This is a genomic window from Streptomyces klenkii (assembly GCF_003626645.1).
Taxonomy (GTDB): domain Bacteria; phylum Actinomycetota; class Actinomycetes; order Streptomycetales; family Streptomycetaceae; genus Streptomyces; species Streptomyces klenkii.
The window spans coordinates 395311-415309 of the sequence record NZ_RBAM01000005.1; the positions used below are offsets into that span (position 1 = coordinate 395311).

Consider the following 19999-nt stretch of genomic DNA (forward strand, 5'->3'; position numbering starts at 1 on the left):
GATGGCACGCATCAGCGAAGAGACCCGGGACCGCAACAGGCAAGCCATCCACGACGCGATGGAACGCCTACTCAGCGGGGACGTGCCGCTCGACGGCAGCACCGACTTGAAGACCCTCGCCCGCATGGCCGGAGTTCCCCGCACGGGCTTCTACCCGAAGAAGAACCGCGACGGCACCCCACGACCCGGGCCCTACCAGCAGCTGGCCGAGGAATTCGACCGGCGTCTCAAGAACCTTCACCAGGCCGGAACGATCCCCGACCCGAAGGCCGCGCAGATCGAACGGCTCAAGAAGGCCAACGCGGCGCTCAAGAAGCGCCTCGAACAGAGCGATGTCGAGCTCGCCGAACTCAAGGAGTTCAAGCAGCTCGCGCTGTCCAGGATCGCCGCCCAGCACCTCGAGCTTGAGCGTCTGCGCGAGCAGACCATGGTGGGTCCGATAGGCCCAGCACGCCGACGAGGCCAATTGGAGGCGGTGGTGCCCACAGCAACGAAGAGGACGGCATCACCCAATCCAGCCAGCCCCGCCCTCTCCCCGACAAGCGGGGCGACCTCTCAAGGCCCTGCTGCAGGACGCCGCTCGCGTATTCAACCATCGTGAATTCGCTGGCGCGTAGGGCTTGATGGTGACGGTGTGTGGTCACCGGATGGTTGCCCTCCTGGCAGCCGCTGGGACGGTAGAGCAAGGATCTGGTGGGGGCGCTTAGCAGCAGAGACGCTGTGCGTGTGCCGGGCCTGGTATCACAATCAAGGCAACGGCCCACGCAGGGTCGGGGAGGAGACAGAAATGTTAGAGGCGACCTTGGCGGCGTTGGCCGCAGCTGGCGGCTCGGCAGTGGTGCAGGCCGCCGGTACGGATGCGTGGGCCGGATTCCGGCAGGCAGTGGCACGGTTGTTCGGTCGCGGAGATGCTCAGCGCGAACATGCCGAGCTGGAGCGGCTCGACCAGACAGCGGCCGCGCTCGACGGGGTTATCGCAGACGAAGCGGAGCGGGCACGGGTACGGCAGGAGGCGTCCTGGCAGACACGCTTCGAAGCCCTGTTGGAGAGCCTGGATGGGACCGGCCGTGAGCAGGTCGCGACCGAGCTCCGGGCGCTACTGGTCGAGCAGGGTGCTACTGCCGCGGCGTCGGCCGGGCCCGGCGGAGTGGCCGCTGGCCGGGCGGTGAACATCCGAGCAGACGGCGGGATCGCGGCTGCGGTGATCCATGGCGGTGCGCATCTGGGCACCCCTCGCCCGCCGGGTCCGTCCCAGGGCTGACCGGGCCCGGCACCCCAAGCCCCCCGCCTACCCCCGACCCTGGTATCGAGGCGGGAGGCAGCCTGACCGTCCAAGCCGACCACGGCATCGCCGCCATCCACATCGACACGGTCCACCACCACGCCGCGTCCGGCGCGCCGGTGCCGTGGCCACACCAGGTCGGGGTGATACCCCGGCGGGCCGACTTCTTCCAGGACCGCGCCGCAGCCCGGAACCTGGACCAGGCGGTAGCCGGTGACGGCACCGCTGTGCTGGGGCAGCTACTGGTCGGCATGGGCGGGGTGGGCAAGACCCAGCTGGCCGCGGCGTTCGCTCGACGGATGTGGGATGCCGACGCACTTGACCTGCTGCTCTGGGTTTCCGCCGCCGGCAGGGACGCTGTGGTGTCCAGCTACACACAGGCCAGCACCGATCTGGTGCTGGGTCCGGATGGGGAGGATGCGGAACAGGCCGCCACCCGGTTCCTGGCCTGGCTGCAGCGAACTCACAAGCGCTGGCTCGTCGTCCTGGACGACGTGGCCGACGCAACCGCTGTCCGGGGACTGTGGCCGCCGGACCGGCCGAATGGTTGCACGGTCATCACCTCCCGTCGGCGAGACGCCACCCTGTTCGCCGGCCGACACCTCATAGAGGTCGGCCTGTTCACCGAACAGGAGGCAGGCGACTACCTGGCCGCCAGGTTACGACCTCGGCTCGCGGACGACGTTGAAGGTGTGATCGCCGACCTGGGGCTGCTCCCGCTGGCATTGAGCCACGCAGCCGCCTACATGCTCGACCAGGACCTCACCTGCGCTGACTACCGCCGTCGTTACGCCGACCGGAGCCGGAGCCTGGCCACTCTGTTCCCCAACGAACAGGAGCTGTTTGACAGTGCACCTCACACCGTGGCTACGACCTGGGCCCTGTCCATCGAGGCCGCTGACCGCTTCACCCCGGCGGGGTTGGCCCGGCCGCTGCTCGCTCTAGCCTCAGTGCTCGACCCGAACGGCATCCCCGAAGCAGTATTCACGGCGGATTCCTCGGTCACGCTCCTCACAAGGGCATCTCCTGTGGCTTCAGCAAGCACCGGCATCCGGGACGGGTTGCGCAGCCTGCATCGCTTCAACCTCATCACCCACGAAGCTGGGCTGGTCCGGGTACACGGGCTCGTTCAGCGCGTCGCCCGCGAGGCCCTGTCGCCGGACCAACTCGCCCTGATGGCCTGGACCACCGCCGACGCCCTGGCGGCGATCTGGCCAGAGGTTGACCAAGGTGCAGATGCGCAGCTCCTGCGCACCAACACCACGGCGGTCCACCAGAGCGTGCCCGGTGCCTTGTGGGACCCGCACCATGGTGCGCACCCGGTGCTGCTGCGTACAGTGCGGAGCCTCGGGGACGCGGCATTGCTCACAGCAGGCATCCAGCTTGCCCGTCGGTTTGTCGCTGAAGCGCCCCGGCGGCTCTGCGCGGACCACCCCGACACATTTGCCCTGCGCAGTCTCCTCGTGGACCTTCTCGGTGACGCTGGTGAGCTCGCCGAGGCACAGGCGCTCGGCGAGGCACTCGTCGCCGATGCCTCCCGGGTGCTCGGCCCCGACCACCCGGCTACTTTGGACGCCCGCCAAACCCTGGGCTACCAGCGCGGCCAAGCTGGCGACCCCGCTGCGGCTGCGCGGGATCTCACCACAGTACTGGCGGACCGGGTCCACTCGCTTGGCCACTACGACCCGACCGCCTATGTGGTCGCCAACCAGCTCGCCTACTGGCAGGGCAAGGCCGGGGACGTCGCCGGAGCGGTCGCCTGCCTGAGGGCATTGCTCCCGGACGCGGTCCACGACCTCGGCGCTGATCACCGGACGACCCTGGACATCCGCAGCAACTTCGGCTTCTGGCTGGGGGCGGCGGGAGATCCGGCCGCTGCGGTGGCAACGCTGCGGGAGCTGCTCGACGACATGGTCCGGGCTCTCGGCGCCGAACACCGCGACGTCTCGGTCCTGCGGCACAACCTCGCCCACTGGAGCGCGGAGGCCGGTGACGTCGCGGGAGCCGCCGCTGCTCTGGAGCCCCTTCTGGTCGACCGGCTGCGTATGTTTGGCCCCGCCCACCGCGACACACTCGCGACCCGCAATCGGCTCGCGGAAGTCCGGACAGAACTCGGCGATCCGCTCGGCGCGGCTGCCGAGTTCAAAGAGGTTCTCGCCGTCCAGACCTGCCAGTTCGGGAAAGACCACCCAGAGACGATGGCGACCCGCCACAAACTCGCGCAGCTGTACGGCACTCTGGGCGATCCAGCTCGGGCGGCAGCCGAGCTGGCAAGCATCCTTGCCGATCAAGAGAGGGCCCTCGGTCCCCACCACGACGACACAAACGCCACCCGCGAAGCCCTCACTCGCTGGCGAGCAACCAGCCGGACGGACGACTGAACGCGAGCTGTCGCATTGCGGCGACGGTCTACTCCGGGTCGCCACCCTCTGTCACTGAACCTCTTCAACCTGTCCCGGGAGGGTGACGGCTTCCGCGCCGACCCTGCCGGCGCTGGTGCATCGCCCCAGGTCAGAGGCCTGACGGAGCATCAGCCCTCAGGCCGCTGACCTGCAGGAACGGAGGATGAGAGAGGTTCACTCACGTCGGGTGCGAGAAATCCGCATCAGATGTGAGTAGAAGGAGAGTTCGCAGGCCATCCAGCCGTACGAGTGACACTGGCTGGTGGCGACACCCCAGGGTTCGCCACGGCCACCGTTGGCTCAGGGCCCAATGCCCCTGGCCATCGAGGGGCGCGACCCCTGCCGACGGCAGATCGCGAACCGTCTCGAGTTCACATCAAGTGCAATGGGTGGCAGATGGGCACCTTGATCAACGACCAGCCACCACACCGGCCACGCTAACCGCGCACGAGGTCGTGAATAGCTGATGAAGCCCGGTTAGCCAAACCGGCGGTCACCAAGACCATGGATACCTCAATCGCTGTCACCGACTCAACCGAGGAGGATCCACCAATGACTCACCATCTACCGACACCGCTCACCTAGCGCGGATACCTGCACCTACAGCAGCCAGTGCAGCAAAGGCGCGGACCCTAACTCGGCCCGCCCTACCACCATCAGCACCTGGTCACGTTCACCCACAGGCTCAATCAGCCAGCCCACACAAGCACTACCCACCTCCCGGAGGCGACCTTCATCACAAATTCCGCCCATGTCCGCCGTGGAAAGCGACACGAAGACACGACCCGACACCACACCCCCAACCGCTGCTCAAAGCGACACCAAGTCGAGAGACACAGCCTCTGCCGACAGAACGGGCCTGGTGGCTGGTCGCACGCCCTGGCCGTCCTCGGCGCACGGGACATCGGCCTGGAATGGGATAAGTGGGCGTGCAAGACCCGGGCAGCCGCCGGGCACACCACCATCCGAACCGATGTGGCACGGTATCCAACGTGGCCGTTCGCAGGGAAGACCACGGGGGTGATCGCGAGCCCGCCGTGCCAGGCGTGGTCGATGGCCAGCAAACGGCTGGGGCTGATCGACCAGCCCTTGGTCCACCAGGCCGTCGCCGACCTCGCCAACGGTCTCGACACCCGCGGCAAGCTCCTGGCCGCATGCCGGGACGAGCGGTCTCTGCTGGCCGCCGAGCCGATGCGCTACCTCCACGCCCTTCATGCCGTCGGTCAGCCCGAATGGGTCGCCATGGAAGAAGTGCCGGACGTGCTTCCGCTCTGGCGCCAGTACGCCCAGATCCTGCGTACCTGGGGCTTCTCCGTCTGGACCGGCATCGTGAACGCGGCGGACTACGGGGTGCCGCAGACCCGCCGACGGGCCATCCTCCTCGCCTCCCGCACCGGTGAAACTGCACCACCTGAGCCGACGCATGCCCGAGCAGCCACGCCCGACACGCTCTTCGGGCCGGGCCGGGCCCGCTGGGTCTCCATGGCCGAAGCGCTCGGCTGGGGCGCGACCGACCGGCCCGTTCCCACCGTCTGTGCAGGCGGTGGGAACGGCGGCGGGCCCGAGCCCTTCCCCAGCGGGTCACGCAAAGCGCTGACCACCTCCCGTGACCACGGAACCTGGCAGGCCCGCCACACCGACTCAACTGCCCAGGTGCGCCACGGGCGTTCGTCCTGGATACTACGGAGCAACAGCCAGGCCAACGCCACCGTGCGACGGGCGGACGAACCAGCAGGCACCCTCTTCTTCGGCCACCGCGTGAACGAATGCGTCTGGGTACCCGACCCCACCACGCCGCCCGCCCCGGACCCGGGTGGCGAGCGGAACCCGGCCGCGATCCGGATCACGGCAACGGAGGCAGGGATCCTCCAGTCCTTTCCCACCACCTACCCGTGGCAGGGCACGAAGTCGCGGCAATTCGAGCAGATCGGCAACGCAGTACCCCCACTGCTGGCCGCGCAACTCCTCGCCCCTCACCTGGGCACCCGCGTACGCCAGAGCGACTTCGGGCTGGCCGCATGAGCACCGGTCTCCGGGGCCTGCCCGGCCGGGACGTCATCGTCCTGGCCGAGCAGGCCCTCCTCGGCGCCCTCCTCTTCCAGCCCCGCGCGCTCATCGCGGTCTCAGGATGGCTGGAGCCGGAGCACTTCTACCTCCCGCACCACACCGCCCTCTACTCCGCGATGTGCCACCTCGCCAAGACCGGTCACCCCGCTTTCGCCGAGGCGCAGCCGACGCCCGAGCAGGGACTGGAGTGGGTGCAGCAAGCCACCGCGCGCGGCGCCGAAACAGCGTCCGCGCTCACCCCCTCCTACGCTCACGCCCTGATCAATGGCTGCCCGCAGCCCAAACACGCGACCGCATACGGGCAGATGGTCCTGGCCAGCCACGCCCGCCGGACCGTCGCCGAGCACGCCGCCCGCCTCGGACAGGCCGTACGGGAATCCCGAGAATCCGACACGGGCATGGATCTGCTCTGTGCACGGGCCGACGAGCTGGCCGACGTCCTCGAACAGCTCACACGTCGGTGGCGACCCCACCCCGGCTCTCTCCCCCGCACCGAAACGAGCGCCTCGTCCACGCAGAGCGAAGACATCAAAGACCGAATACTGGCCGAGCGGGTCTTCCTCTCGGCTGCCACGAACCGGCCTGCCGTCCTAACAGAGGTGCGCGCCTATCTCACGGCGGAGGACTTCGCTGACCCGGTCCACCAGCAGCTCTTCCGGGCGCTGGCCGCCCTGGACCACCGCGGCGACCCAATCGACCCGGTCACCGTCGTCTGGGAGGCCCAGCAGCGTGGTGTCTTCGTCCGCACTACGGCCACACCCGACGACGTCCTCGCTATCTGTGAGCGGTCCGGCGCGGACCCCGTCTACTGGGCAACCCGCGTCATACGCCACGCGCTACTGTCCGCTGCCACCGACGCTGCCGGCCATATTGGGCGTCTCGCCGCCGACACCACGCTCACACCCCATCAGCTGATCACCACGTCCCGCCGCGCTCTCGCCGACCTCACCGCCATCCGCCTTCGATCCCACCGCGCCCGAGCAGAGAATGCGCCCTGGCAGCCGACAGAATCGCGACGCAGACCGCCGCCGGTCACAAGCAACCACACGGACCCTCCGTTGGCACAGATACCCGCGTGCACAAGCCCTTCCTCGAATCCCGCTCTGCCTCCCCTCTCGCCTACCGCTCCACCCGCGCAGATACCGTCACGGCCACCTTCGCGGGCCCCGTCGCCGCGGCAACCCGCATCAGCCTCGCCGCCCGCCCCTATCCTCCGCTCGCCGAGCAGGCGGTGATCCGCATGTGCACGTGGGCGTTGTTCGTGCGGCGGCCTCGCGGCCAGACCACCTTCATCGGCCGCACCGGTGCGTACATGGGTACCCTGGGGTTCGCTCCGCCTGAACTGTCCGTCAAGCCGCACGATGCCGTCCCCGCATCGGACATCTGTTGCTGACCCATCAGGACAAGCGATCCGGGAAGGGAGTGCGCGAAATGCGCGGCGAGATAAGCGTTCTGGCCTCTCAATACGAAAGCGTCACGTTCAACGAAGTTCATCGCCACGTGCTCCATCTAATTCCGACAGATCCAGTATCGGTCTTGGACATCGGTGCCGGTACAGGGAGAGACGCAGCTGCCCTGTCGATCCGGGGGCACACAGTCGTCGCGGTCGAACCTGCCAAAGATCTACGAACCATAGGGCAGCGCGTCCACGCCGCTCACAATATCCACTGGGTGGACGACACCCTTCCTGATCTAAGGAACCTCTGTGGCCAGCACAAGCACTTTCGGCTCGTGATGCTAACAGCGGTGTGGATGTTCCTGTGCGAAGATCAGCGTCGATGCGCCGTGAGCCGCATCGACGAGATACTCGAAGAGGGAGGCCGGCTGGGGATGGTCCTACGGAGCGGGCCGGCACCGGAAAACCGTGGGATGTTCACCGTGTCTGCGGCGGAGACGATTTCCCTGTTTGCTGCTAGGGGGATCCGCCTTATCCACCAGAGTCGGCAGGCCGATGTGCTCGGGCGCGAGGGTGTGACCTGGAACAATCTCTTCTTCGAGAAGCCCTCGACTCCGGAAAGGACAACAAATACACCACCTGCCAAATAACTTCGGGCTGGCCGCAATGCGCGGCCAGCCCGTCGTCGTCTCAGACGAGCGCTAATCGCCATTTTGGCCAACGGCCCGTCTCTCCAGGAACCGAAGCGGCATCACCAGACCGCCGTCCCCAACCTCTCAGTTCAGTTCGCGACCCCGGCGGATCTCCCAGGTACCCACCTCGGTGTAGTAGCTATCGAAGTGTCGGAGCCAAGCTGCGATGTTCTCTGTCCTCCGACGAGCCAGAGCATCGTTCACACCTGAGTGCAGCGCGATGGCGCTCTCCAGCTCTACGTTGCTGAGACTCTCGTCGTCCTGCAACTTCCGGAGTTCTGGTATGGCATGCAACCCAGTCCGCACAGCAGCGTTGAAATCATCCTCTCCCAGCCCGACCGGAATGTTAAGCAGGGCGAGATCCCACACGATGCCGGCCTCTACAGCCGACGCGAATGTTCCGCGCCCGCTGTAGAACGAGTAGAGGTTCTCTGGCCGCCGGGTGGCGGGGTACCAAGATGGCATCACCGCCTCCATAGCTTCGGCTTGCGGAGGGCCTGTCTCGGCCTTAAGAAGCTCTGCCTGCCTACGGACCAGGGCTGCCTGTTGCGGTGTCGCCTCGCTGGACGCTGCGTCGATCTGCTCCAGCACTCGCTGAACCTCGGGGTGTGCCGTGGCGATCTCGACCAACAGCTCGAAGTTGCTGTCCGGAACACGGCCGGTGGCCTTGCCGGTCAGGTTGGCGGAGCCAACCAGACCGCGATCGTCGGCGAGGTAGATCTTGGCATGCAGCGCAGGGCACAGATCAACATGGACGCGCTTGTCGTTCTCCGCCAGTTCCATGATTTCCGGGTCGGAAACCCCGGCGGCGACCTCCGCCGGGGTCCACCGCGTCACGCAGTGAACATGCTCCACCGAAGTGGGCACAGCTGCGAGGGCGGCCTCGAAAATCGGTTTTTTGATGAACGGCGCGATAAGTGTCACGCTCTGCGAAGCATGCTGGAGCAGCTCCTCAATCTGCCGCCAGACGTGGTCGCGCTCCGTCACTCCCCGTCGTCCTCGCCATCGATGAAGTCGCGGGCATAGCGGCCCCAGTCCTGCCGCGCATCTGCGATCTTCTCGCGCTTCCGGTCATTGGGGATCTCGTCTTCCATGCGAGCCCATGAGAAGAGGAGGAGCTTGAAAGTATCGGCCGCCCGGTCGAGGCGGTGCCTCAGTTCGTCGGGGGTGGCATCTTCCGGAACCTCTTCGAGTACGGCCAGCAGGTGAGCGTGCAGCGGGTGCTTTTCGTTGAAGATTACTTGGAGCATGCCTGCCATAAGGTCGACGCTGAAGAAAGCGTGCGAGTCCTGGTAGCTGGAAATCCAACGCACCCGCCAGTCATTCTCCAGAGCCTCATTGACCAGGGACTCTGCAGTATCCTCATCAAGGTGGTGGCGCTGGGTCAAGGCGTTGAACTGTTCCTGCCGCTTGTCTTCGGGGCTCGCGCCTTCTGCCAGATCATCGGTCTTGCCTGTGTGCCCGTCTTCGCTGCGCCGCTTGACAGCGTCTGTGGCCTTAGCGTTGACGTCGTCATGGCGTTTCTTCGTCTTGCGGTTACCCACAGTCTGCTGACGCAGCTGCCGCCGAATCGCGGGAAGCAGCTTGGTCTCGAGGTAGAGGGCAAGGTCGATGAGCTCCAGACGGGGATCGCCGAGATCAGCGAGGCGATCCTTGAACGCCTTGAACGTCTCGTCTGCTTCCGCTTCCGACTTCCAGTCGAAGTGAGCGAGCGAGGAAAAGATCGTCGCAGTCTGCTTGTTGTTGGTAACGCCGAAAACGTCATCGAGGGCGGGAGGGAAATCGATCTCGATACCCCACCAGCGTTCCACAGGGTCGTACCCAATGGCCCAGGAGGAATCCAGGTCGAGTTCACGGCCTTGCCGGATGAGAGAGATACCGATGTTGTGGCGGGCATGCTTGCCCCATAGCTGGGAACCGGCATCCTTGGTCGCCTTCGCGCTCTCCGGCCAGGGACGGTCCTCGACGTCGGGGCGACGCGCCTCAGGACGCGCGATGGAGGCAGTCACCTTGATTCTGTGTTGCTGACCGTCAACGGTGATGGGGAAGTACGCGACACCGGGCTCATCTTCCGAGCCCATGTTGAAGGGCTCGAACATGGGCTGTTCGTCAAATGGCTCCGGAGTCTGAGACGAGGCCATCAGATACAGCGGGTCGTTGGGGGCGGCGTAGTACTGACCTTCGATCACGGCACCATCGCGAACCGGCGCCATTCTGATGTCGACAGAGCCGGCATCGAGGTAGTGTCGGTAGACGCGTCCGATGATGTCCGACGTGTTGCGCAAGGTGGCAGCGGCACCGTGCCAGTTGACGCGGTCAAGGTCGCTCCACACCACGAGCGTTCCACTGCTGCCCAGGCCATCGCTGAGATCGCGCCAGTACTCGGGGAGCGGGTCGAGTTCCGGTGCGGGGACGTCGTCCCGACCGTTGTTGATCTCGGCGAGGTCGAGATAGGTATACATGGCGTTACCAGGCCCGTTGGTCCAGGACCACACTTCGAGCTTGGTGCACTGGGACATGCTGGAGTTGGGCAAGCCCATCCCGAAACGACCGATTCGTTTACGGTCGTCGCCGCGGCCATCACCGAACTTCAGGGCCCGGCGCAGGGCTTCAGCGTCCATTCCGTCACCATTGTCGAGTACAGCGATGGTCTCGACGCGATGGCTGGTACGACTGGCTACCTGTACCGGGCTCTCGCAGGCGAAGACCTCTACGAGCTTGGCGTTGGCATCGATGCTGTTGTCGATGAGCTCGGCGAGCGCGTACGCCGTGTTCTTGTAGCCGCTGTCGCGCATAGCCTTCACGGTCAGCGAAGGGCTGACGATCCGGTAGCTGTTGCCTTCGCTGGTCACGCGGTCTCCCATACGTCTTCCCAGTTGATGAATGCCTCGGCCACATCGCCGAATCCGGGCAGCTCCGGGTCGACGACTGTGACGATCTCGCAGGTGGCGGTTCCGCCGGCCTTCGGGCCGCGGATGACTCGGCCGACCATCTGGCTATAGAGCACAAGGGACTTGGTCGGTCGGGCAATGACGGCAGCGCTAGCCGCCGGTGCATCGAAGCCTGTCGTCAACACCCCGTAATTGACCAGGATCATTGAACGACGAGCAGCGCTCTTGAAGCGGGTGATGGCTTGGCTACGGTGCCGGGCGGACGACTCGCCGGTGACGAACTCGGCATCGAGGCCGACGGCGGAGAGCACGGCGGCGATCAAGCGACAGTGGTCGACCGATGCGGCGAACACCAGAATCCTGCGGTGCTTGCGTTCCAGTAGATCCATGATGGTCTGGACAACCTTGAGGTTCCACTGCTCGTCTCGGGCCAGCTCCTCGATGATCCTCGCCGGGATGTCGAAGGAGTTGGCTAGCAGGCGTTGGTCCCCTGCCGACAGGCGCAGACCCGCCTCTGATGCCACCGTCCGCATGGTGGGCCTAGACAGATAGCCCTGTTCAATGAGCGCCGTCACCGGGTTGCTGTAGCCCTCGATCTTCAGCATGACCTTCTGGCGCGAGAAGAAGTCGGACAGTCGCTCATCCTGGGCAATGTCCGCCCATGTACGCCCTGGCGTGGCTGTGAGCCCCAGCAGACTCGCGTCCGGGCGGATGGTCAGCGCGTCCACGACCCGCTGGAAGGTAGGCGCGATGATCTGGTGCGCCTCGTCGAACACGGTCAGACTGCTGCGCGCGGCAAGGAGCCGCAGGAACTCCGGCCTGCTCTTAGCCGCCGAGACCGCCTTCTCCAGGCCGAGGATGACCACACCATCCGTCACCCCTTCCAAGTCGGTCGGCGCATCGGCCCACATCCGGACCACGGCGACCGGCCGGTCGCCCAACTTCCCCCAGGCTCGCTCGAATTCAGCAGCAGCCTGTTCGAGGAGTTCCTGCCCGTGAGCCAGCCACACCACGAGAGTCGGCTCATGCTGCCGAAGGTGATCGCAGATCAGGTTCATCCCGGTGCGGGTCTTGCCGACGCCGGTGGGCAGATGGAGGACCACCCGCCGCGGGCCGTCGTAAAGGAGCTCCTTCACCCGAGCCGCCGCCGTGCGCTGATGCGGGAAAAGGGCGTACTCGGGCCCGCAACCCTGACGGAACAGCGGCGGCTCCGCCGGCGCCCGGTCGACGATGAACCCGAAGAACTCCAGCAGCTCCCGCCGTTGGTCGAGCGACCACTTCAGGGAGCTGAGGTAGATGAGCGGCTCAACGTCGGCCCTCTCAGAGCCCAGTCGCTGCGCCAGCTCCCGCTGCTTCACCTCGGGCAGCAGTGCGAGGAGCTCCTCACGCTCGGCCGCATCAACGACCAGCGACTCGGCATCGATGGCCACGGAGGCCACGGCCCGAAGCCGGTCATCTCCTGCCGCACCGCCGTCGATGAGGTCCAGCAAGGCGCACAGATCCTTGCCGAGCCGCTCGCGGATGTACGACATCGGGGCGGCATCCAGAACCGTCTGAAACGCCATGCCGGGCGACCACGCCGTCACGGGAACACCGTCCCGAGAACAGCCACCGTCGAGCAGCTCGACGCACGTACCTGATCAACCATCAACGTGAAGTGCCCCCACCTCAGTACAGCCGACGCCAAGCAGCACTCAGCGACGAATAGCCCCTGCGCAACAGTGTGCGATCACCCTAAACCCACCTACCGACAATAGGGTTCTCGTTCTGCGTACCAGCAGTTCAGCAGACGCTTTTCGGGCACACATGGATCGAATCACGCCAGGTTGACGCTTGATGGTTCCGCCCAACCGAGGGGATCTCTCGATATAGAAAATATGTTCGATGTCGCTTGTTGCTGCCTCTGTCCGTCCACAGGGCAAACGACTGGCAGAATTCCACTCCTGGTGAAAGACGGGGTCACACGCTTCACGTCCACCAGGAGTGCCACCCGAAGAGCAGCCGGGAGGACCGATTCCTCGCAAGGTGCGAGCGGTGAGGCCACCCGGATCGACCCGCGACGAGCGCACTCCGTAACCGGGCGCGGACAGTCGGTCGCGGCGAGCCCTGTCCCAGCGGTCTCAGGCGTTCGTTAGGATCTCAGTGCACTCCTGGTGGGCGATGAGCGCAGGCCGAGAGGATTCGCCAGGAGTGACTAGAGGAGCGCATAGCAGCCAATGGGGGCAGAACATGGCAGGTGACCCGCAAGGGGCAAGTGTGGTCTATCTCGACTACAACGCCACCGCACCACTGCGACCCGAGGCTCTTGAAGCGACCCTTGCCGCGCTGCATAGCGTCGGCAACGCCTCAAGCATGCACCACCCCGGACGCGAGGCAGCCGCCCGAGTCGACGTAGCCCGGCGGCATCTAGCCGACCTGCTTAATTGCAGTCCGGGCGAGATCATCTTCACTTCCGGGGCTACGGAAGCGAATAACCTGGCCCTGCGGGCTGGCTATGCGCGCGGCGGCATGCTGGTGACGACCGCCGCCGAGCATCTGGCCGTGATCGAGACGGCCCGTGCCGTCACTGCTGAGCAGCAGGACTCCCTCCTTGTCCTCCCGGTAGACAAGGACGGCGTCGTTGATCTCGAGCCTCTGGTTACTGCGCTGCGTGCCCGCCCGGTCGCTCTCGTCTCCCTCATGCTCGCGAACAACGAGACTGGAGTGCTGACCGACCTGGCGCCGGTATGCAAGGTGGCTCACGAGGCTGGCGCGCTGGTGCACACCGACGCCACACAGTATGTGGGGCGCCTCCCGCTGGACCTCCGTGCACTCGATGTCGATCTGCTTTCCCTCTCGGCTCATAAGTTCGGCGGTCCCCAAGGCATCGGAGCCCTCTTCGTCCGTCGAGGGGCGCCACTGCCGCACCGCCCCCTACTCGTGGGCGGCGGACACGAGCGTGGATGGCGGGCCGGAACTCTGAATGTGGCTGGAATCACTGGCCTCGGAGCCGCTGCTCGCGCCGCCCGGCAGGAGCTTGCCCATGAGGCGAACAGAATCGCTGCGCTGCGTGACGCCCTCGAGGAAGCGCTGATCGCCGAGGTCGCAGACTGCCGCATCAATGGGGCGCGCGCTCCTCGCCTCCCTGGGGTCTCCAGCGTCACGTTCCCCGGCCTGCCGGCAGATGCCGTCCTTGCGGCAATGCCGCACGTGGCCGCATCTGACGGGAGCGCGTGCTCCTCAGGAGCCCCGAGTCCAAGCCACGTGCTTCTCGCCATGGGGCACAGTCGCGACGACGCGGACTCCACGGTGCGTTTCTCTCTCGGCTACGCCACCACCGAACGCGACATCGAACGGGCCGCAACAGCGGCCGTGGACGCCGTACAGCATGTCCGGTCGGTCATGGCCGCGACGGTCGAGCCCTGACGAGCGTTATCCCCACATAAGCACGCTTCCCTCTCGTTCTTGTTCACCGAAAGGCTCCCCTTCCCATGTCAGACAGCCGGCTTCCTGAAGCCGTAGAAACCTCCGGCTCCTTCGGGCGCCACGAGACCTTTGCCCCGCGCTTCGGCTGGCTGCACAAGGCATACATGCAGGTCAAACACGACAGCGAGATCTTCCATCGTGAGGACGCCCCGGTCCTGCTCGGCGTGGGTAAGAACATGGTCAATTCCATGCGGTACTGGTCGAAGGCGTTCAAGCTCACCCAAGAACACGCTCACGAGGATTCCTCCAAAAATGCCCGCGCGGCATCCCCGACCTGGCGTGCTCGGTGGCTGCTCGACGAGGAGGGAGCCGACCCCTACCTCGAGGACACGGGCAGCCTGTGGCTGCTGCACTGGTGGCTGCTGTCGAGCGGCTCAGGGGCCAAGTGCTGGGTGCCGAGCTGGTACGTGATCTTCAACCTGGCGGCGCGCTCGCGGCTCACCTCAGCAGAGATGACCAATGTCATCACGCGCAACATCCACGAGAACTTCGATGAGAAGTACTGGCCCGCAGGGGAGTCCATCTCCCGCGACGTGGAATGCATGATCAAGATGTATGCGCTGGACCAGGAATTCAACCCGCTGTCCCCCGGCAGCTTCGAAGATCTCCTCATGTCCCCGTTCCGTGAACTCGGTCTGCTGGAAGGCCAGGGCAAGGGCAGGGACCGTACCTGGCGCTTCACTAGCGGATCCCGCTCCAACCTGCCGGCACCCGTACTGGCCTATGCCTGCCTGGACTACGCCTCCCGATCCTCGGTGAACGCCGGCTCCATCTCCCTGGCCCGCCTCGCCGGGGACCCGGGATCCCCGGGCCGAACCTTCCGTATGCGAGAGCCGGAACTGACCAAGGCCATCGAGTCTCTGGTCAGCGACCACCCGGACCTGCAGATCGTCGAGGCACTCGGCCAGCGGAGCCTTGCCTTCTCCAAGGCTCCACTGCCACTGGCCTGGGACGTCCTTGACGCGCATTACGGACACGTGCGCGACCGCGAGGGATTCCCCACCCCGCAGGAATGGACCAAGAAGTACCCCGGCCTTGACGGCAACGCTCCCAAGCCGGCGCGCAAGAAGCAGCCCCAGCAGATCGAGGTGCTGGACCTGATTGAGGAGAACTCGTAACCATGGCGACGAACACCACCCGGCGTCCTCACCAGGCCGCTGCCACCCAGCTCCCCGCTGGTATCGCCTTGGTTGGCTCCGAGCTGCGCTCGACCAATCTTGAGCGCGACGTCCGCGAGAAGCATCTCAACAACCCCTACGTAGGCGTCCGCGCGCTCGACGTCCTTGATCGTGTCACCAACGCGGTGGCCGACCTCCGCCGTACCCGTGCGTGGTCCTTCACCGGCCCGTACGGCTCCGGCAAGTCCACCCTTTCGAACCTCTTCGACGCCTTCCTCGGCCACGACGAAACCCGTCGCGCGGAGGCCGAAGCCGCGGTTAAGGCCACCAACCCCGGGCAGGCAGCCCGACTGTCTCGGGTACGGGACGAGCTCACCGACAAGGCGGGCTTCCTCGGCGCGGTTGCCACCGCTCGCCGTGAACCCCTCGCCGCCACCGTGCACCGCGCGCTGCAGACCGCGGTCGAACGGAAGTGGAAGAAGCGGGTCCCCAAAGAGGTCGCCCAGGCGCTGGCCGCGTGTGCCGAGCACGAGGTGCCGAGCACCCAGAACATCATCGACGCCGTCACCGTCCTGTGCGACCGGCACCCGCTCCTGCTGATCATCGACGAGTTCGGCAAGACGCTCGAATACCTCGCCGCCGACGGCGACTCGGGCAGTGCTGAGAGCGACGTGTTCCTGCTCCAGATGCTCGCGGAAAAAGGCGCCGGTCCTTCGGGCATGCGGCTGTTCATGTTCACGCTGCAGCACCTTGCGTTCACTGACTATGCGGCACGCTCCAGCGCCATCCAGACTCAGGAGTGGGCCAAGGTCCAGGGCCGCTTCGAAGACATCACCTTCGCGCCGAACATCGGCGACGCCGTCCATCTGATGCGCCGCCGCCTAGACCTGACGCGTGTCTCGGAACCGGGCCTCGATCTCATCCGCATGCAGGCCGATGCCGCAGCACACGCCTGGAACGACCACGCGTTGCGCGCCGTCGTGGACATCTCCCCGGAGATGTTTGCTGGCCTCTACCCGCTGCACCCGCTTACCGCTGTTGCGGCACCGCTGCTTGCCGCCCAGATCGGGCAGCACGACCGAAGCCTTACCGGTTTCCTCGCCAGCGATGAGCCGAACACGGTCCGCCGCACCCTGGACACCTCATCGTCTGACACCCCTAAGCGGGCCAGCACCATTCGCCTGCCGCAGCTGTACGACTACTTCTTCGCGTCCGGCCGCACCACAATCCTTGCCTCGATGAACGCCAGCCGTTGGCTCGAGGTAGACAACCGCCTCAACGAGGCCCACGGGCTGCCCGCCGAAGACCAGGAGGTCCTCAAGGCGATCGGCATTCTGAACCTCATCGATGCCGACGGCTTGCTGCGGGCCACGCCGTCCATGATCCAGTTCGCGCTGCATGACCCCGCCGACGCGCCCGATCCTGAGCGCTACGCGGCCCTGCAGGAGCGGCTGAACAAGCTCGTCGACGACGGCTTCATCGTCCACCGCGCCTACAGCAACGAATACCGAGTCTGGCAGGGCACTGACTTCGATATTGACGCGCGGGTCCGGGAGGTCGCCACCCGTATCGCCCCGGCCGACGTCATCGAATACTTCAGCCAGCACCTAGGGACCGTGCTGCCCGCAGCGGTTGTGGCTGGCGGTCACAGCCAGCGCACAGGCATGCTGCGTTACTTCTCCACCGCCGTCAGCCACAAAAGCGAGAAGCTCAACGGGCCCCAGGTCGTCCAGGACGCTGCCGACGGATTGATCATCTATCATCTCGGGTCACTGGAAACTCGACCTGTAGTGCAGTCGCCGTTGCCCGTACTCATCGGCACGACGAAGACCCCGGAAGCTGTCCTACAGGCCGGCATCGACCTCGTTGCCCTCGAGGAGCTCCTCGACGACGACACCATCGACCATGTCGCCACCCGCGAGATCGAAGAACGCGCCGCGTACATCTCGCAGACCATCGGCAGTCTGCTGGACGAGGCATTCAACCCTCTGAGCCCGCAGTCGAGCTGGTACCTGTGGCACAAGGGAACCGAGGTCCGCAGCGACGAAAGCGAGCCGATCGAGGCCCGCAGCTACGCCAACCTGGCCTCCCAGGCATGCGATCGCGTCTACCCTCAGACCCCGCACATCCGTAACGAGATGGTCGGGCGCCACCAACTCACCAGCAACGGTGCGCGCGCACGCCGAGAACTGCTCACCTCCATGCTGCAGCGCTCGGGTAGCCCCCTTCTCGGGTACGACAAAACCAAGTACACCCCCGAGCGGGCGATGTACCACGGCGTCCTGGAATACCTCGGCCTGCACCGGCCTGCCGGCGAGACCGACGCGAGCACCGACACCACCAGCATCCTCACCCATGGTCTGTCGCGCCCCAACCCCGAGAAGAATCCCAGCATCACTGCAGCCTGGGAAGCCCTCGAAGAAGCACTGACCAGTGCGAAGCAACCCACGCCGATCGTCGACATCTACCAGAAGCTCATGGCACCCCCCTTCGGGGTCAAAGCAGGCGTCGTTCCCATCCTGATGGTCACCGCGCTCGTCCTGCGGGCTCAGGACATTGCCCTGTTCGAAGACGGTAATTACTGCCAGCGGCTGACCCCGGAGATCATCGAGAGACTCAACGTTCCGTACCCGGACCGCTTCACGGTCAAGGCCGCACCAACCGGTCACGGACAACGCCTCCTCGTCATCAACGGCCTGGCCAAGGCGCTCGACGTGGACACGCCCCGCTCCCGTACAGCGCGCAACCCCGCACTGCTCGGGGTGACACGGTCCATTCTCGAACGCGTCATGGTCCTGGAGCCCTACGCCCAAAAGACTCGCCGGCTGAGCACCGAGGCACTCGCAATCCGCGAAGTACTCACTCAGGCCACCGACCCGGACGAGTTGGTCTTCACCTCCCTGCCCGCAGCGTTGGGCTTCGAGCCGATCGGGGCCACCGCCCCACGAGACGAAGCGACCGCCAAGGCGTACGTCACCAGCCTGACAACAGCGCTCAACGAGCTCACCGGCGCCGGCGCCGCCCTGCGCCAGGAGGTCGTGGCCACAATTGGACGCGAGTTCCGCCTCCCCTCTGAACTCTCCAGCCTGCGCACCGGTTTGACCGAAAGGCTGCAGGGCTTCGCCGATGCTCCGCTTGAGCTCAACCTGCAGGGCTTCGTCTCCCGCGTCCTCAACGAGAGCCTGCCGGATGAGGACTGGCTCGACCCGATCATCATCCGCCTGGCGAATAGGGCACTCGGAGACTGGAGTGACAAGGACGCCGCCTCGTTCCCCCGCCAGGTCAAGGAGGTGGCTCGCGCCCTCGACCGCGTCAGCCACCTGTACGAGGCACACGCGCTCACCAGCACCGTCAAGAAGGAATCCAAGCCCCGGCAGATCGACACCCACCTGCTGACGCTCACCACCCCCCAGGGGACGGAAGAGCGCACCCTTATCCACGTGCCCAAGCAGTCCCGTCAGGTGACCAACGACCTCGTTGTCAGTGTCATCAGGCAAGCTGAGGAAGCACTGGGCCCCGACGGCGCACGCATCCTGCTCGCCGCCCTGGCCGAGCGCCTGGCCGCACAGGACACCGCCGCGGCCCCCCAGACGAAGGAGACGCTGTGACCGACACCAACAGCTCCAGCGGGAAGAAGCGCCACGTCCTCGGCCTCTCTGGCGGTAAGGACTCCTCCGCGCTCGCGATCCACATGCGCGACCGCGTGCCGGAAATGGAGTACTTCTTCTGCGACACCGGTGCCGAGCTGCCGGAGACCTACGAGTACCTCAACCGCCTCGAGGCCGCGGTCGGCAAGCAGATCGTGCGTCTCAACGCCACCCGCGACTTCGACCACTGGCTCGAGGTCTACCAGGGCACTCTCCCCAGCCCCCAGATGCGCTGGTGCACCAAGAACCTGAAGCTCAAGCCGCTGGAGGAGTGGGTAGGCGACGACGAGGTCATCTCCTACGTCGCGATCCGCGCAGACGAGAACCGCCTCGGGTACGTCAGCACGAAGCCGAACATCAGCGCGGTCTTCCCCTTCCGTGAGGACGGCATTGATCGTGCCGGCGTCGACCGGATCCTCGACGAGGCCGGCATCGGCCTGCCTGCCTACTACGAGTGGCGAACCCGGTCCGGCTGCTACTTCTGCTTCTTCCAGCGCAAGCACGAGTGGGTCGGTTTGAAAGATCGGCACCCGGACCTCTTCGAGAAGGCCATAGCGTACGAAGAGAAGGTCAACTACAGGCGCACGGCCATGCAGGGCCGGGAGTACACCTGGTCCCAAGGCGAGTCACTGCACGAACTAATCGAGCGCAGGGACGAGATCGAGGCCAAGCACCAGGCGGCCCTCGACAGGGCGGCCAAGCGCGTAAAGCCGAACAGCCCTCTGCTCCAGGTCCTTGCTGACGCCCATGACGAGGACGACGACGAGGCCGGCTGCGCCGTGTGTCACCTCTGAACCTCTGGGTGGGGACGTTAAGAGCTCGCGCAGATTGGCGGCGTGGGGAGCACCCGCAGTAACGCGGGCACAGGTCCCGGTGATCACGGAAGTGTGACGCTCAGTGATGACCCGGACCTGTGTCCGTCCTGCCATCATGGCCGCTGTACATGCAAGATCCCGTTGAGGGCCACACGGTCCGGGATTGGCATTCGGCCGGGATGGCGCTGGCGGCCTATCCGGACTGGGATGAGTGGCTTTCTGGC

12 protein-coding genes and 1 pseudogene are annotated in these 19999 nt (G+C 65.8%); 10 read left to right on the top strand and 3 right to left on the bottom strand.

Features of this window, described 5'->3' with window-relative positions:
• Position 1: 1 nt before the first annotated feature.
• The 6 genes and pseudogenes from D7231_RS37025 to D7231_RS14875 all read left to right on the top strand — a co-directional run bounded on the left by D7231_RS37025 (position 2) and on the right by D7231_RS14875 (position 7797).
• Positions 2–601, top strand: coding sequence for a hypothetical protein (locus D7231_RS37025; protein ID WP_199739361.1), 600 nt, complete (start codon positions 2–4; stop codon positions 599–601).
• 186 nt (positions 602–787) lie between these two features.
• On the top strand, positions 788–1261 hold the full coding sequence (locus D7231_RS14855; RefSeq protein WP_120755886.1) for a death domain-containing protein: 474 nt from the start codon (positions 788–790) through the stop codon (positions 1259–1261).
• A 164-nt stretch (positions 1262–1425) separates the two neighbouring features.
• A complete protein-coding gene (fxsT, locus tag D7231_RS14860) occupies positions 1426–3663 on the top strand; it encodes an FxSxx-COOH system tetratricopeptide repeat protein (protein WP_158673760.1) in 2238 nt (745 codons plus the stop codon).
• Positions 3664–4539: 876 nt separating this feature from the next.
• Positions 4540–5706 (top strand): annotated as a pseudogene (locus D7231_RS14865) (DNA cytosine methyltransferase); the annotation flags it as partial.
• The gene (locus D7231_RS14870) at positions 5703–6986 is read left to right on the top strand and encodes a DnaB-like helicase N-terminal domain-containing protein (RefSeq protein ID WP_120755889.1); all 1284 of its coding nucleotides are present in this window, start codon (positions 5703–5705) and stop codon (positions 6984–6986) included. The pseudogene D7231_RS14865 and the gene D7231_RS14870, both read left to right, overlap by 4 nt.
• A gap of 196 nt (positions 6987–7182) precedes the next feature.
• Positions 7183–7797 (top strand): class I SAM-dependent methyltransferase, encoded by a 615-nt coding sequence (locus tag D7231_RS14875; RefSeq protein ID WP_120755890.1) that lies wholly within the window; start codon positions 7183–7185, stop codon positions 7795–7797.
• Between the two features lie 126 nt (positions 7798–7923).
• Here D7231_RS14875 and D7231_RS14880 read toward each other — a convergent pair whose 3' ends face one another.
• From D7231_RS14880 to D7231_RS14890, 3 genes are read right to left on the bottom strand one after another with little or no spacing between them, the layout of a single operon-like run.
• On the bottom strand, positions 7924–8826 hold the full coding sequence (locus D7231_RS14880) for a phospholipase D family protein (protein WP_120755891.1): 903 nt from the start codon (positions 8824–8826) through the stop codon (positions 7924–7926).
• On the bottom strand, positions 8823–10691 hold the full coding sequence (locus D7231_RS14885) for an ATP-binding protein (RefSeq protein WP_241999715.1): 1869 nt from the start codon (positions 10689–10691) through the stop codon (positions 8823–8825). Before D7231_RS14885 ends, D7231_RS14880 begins: the two co-directional genes overlap by 4 nt.
• On the bottom strand, positions 10688–12316 hold the full coding sequence (locus D7231_RS14890) for a DEAD/DEAH box helicase (protein WP_241999716.1): 1629 nt from the start codon (positions 12314–12316) through the stop codon (positions 10688–10690). Before D7231_RS14890 ends, D7231_RS14885 begins: the two co-directional genes overlap by 4 nt.
• A 670-nt stretch (positions 12317–12986) precedes the next feature.
• Between D7231_RS14890 and D7231_RS14895 the strand changes: the two genes are divergently transcribed.
• From D7231_RS14895 to D7231_RS14910, 4 genes are all read left to right on the top strand, one after another.
• Positions 12987–14135, top strand: a complete 1149-nt coding sequence (locus D7231_RS14895) for a cysteine desulfurase family protein (protein WP_241999717.1) — start codon at positions 12987–12989, stop codon at positions 14133–14135.
• 65 nt (positions 14136–14200) lie between these two features.
• Entirely contained in the window at positions 14201–15313 is a 1113-nt protein-coding gene (locus tag D7231_RS14900; protein WP_120755894.1) for a DUF4007 family protein, read from the top strand.
• Positions 15314–15315: 2 nt separating this feature from the next.
• Positions 15316–18921 (top strand): ATP-binding protein, encoded by a 3606-nt coding sequence (locus tag D7231_RS14905; RefSeq protein ID WP_120755895.1) that lies wholly within the window; start codon positions 15316–15318, stop codon positions 18919–18921.
• Positions 18918–19754, top strand: a complete 837-nt coding sequence (locus D7231_RS14910; RefSeq protein ID WP_120755896.1) for a phosphoadenosine phosphosulfate reductase domain-containing protein — start codon at positions 18918–18920, stop codon at positions 19752–19754. Before D7231_RS14905 ends, D7231_RS14910 begins: the two co-directional genes overlap by 4 nt.
• Positions 19755–19999: the final 245 nt, after the last annotated feature.

Bases quoted from the DNA above. Each gene is read 5' to 3' on its own strand.
- D7231_RS14870 (WP_120755889.1), top strand. From the start codon at position 5,703: ATGAGCACCGGTCTCCGGGGCCTGCCCGGCCGGGACGTCATCGTCCTG.
- D7231_RS14875 (WP_120755890.1), top strand. From the start codon at position 7,183: ATGCGCGGCGAGATAAGCGTTCTGGCCTCTCAATACGAAAGCGTCACG.
- D7231_RS14855 (WP_120755886.1), top strand. From the start codon at position 788: ATGTTAGAGGCGACCTTGGCGGCGTTGGCCGCAGCTGGCGGCTCGGCA.
- D7231_RS14905 (WP_120755895.1), top strand. From the start codon at position 15,316: ATGGCGACGAACACCACCCGGCGTCCTCACCAGGCCGCTGCCACCCAG.
- D7231_RS14900 (WP_120755894.1), top strand. From the start codon at position 14,201: ATGTCAGACAGCCGGCTTCCTGAAGCCGTAGAAACCTCCGGCTCCTTC.
- D7231_RS37025 (WP_199739361.1), top strand. From the start codon at position 2: ATGGCACGCATCAGCGAAGAGACCCGGGACCGCAACAGGCAAGCCATC.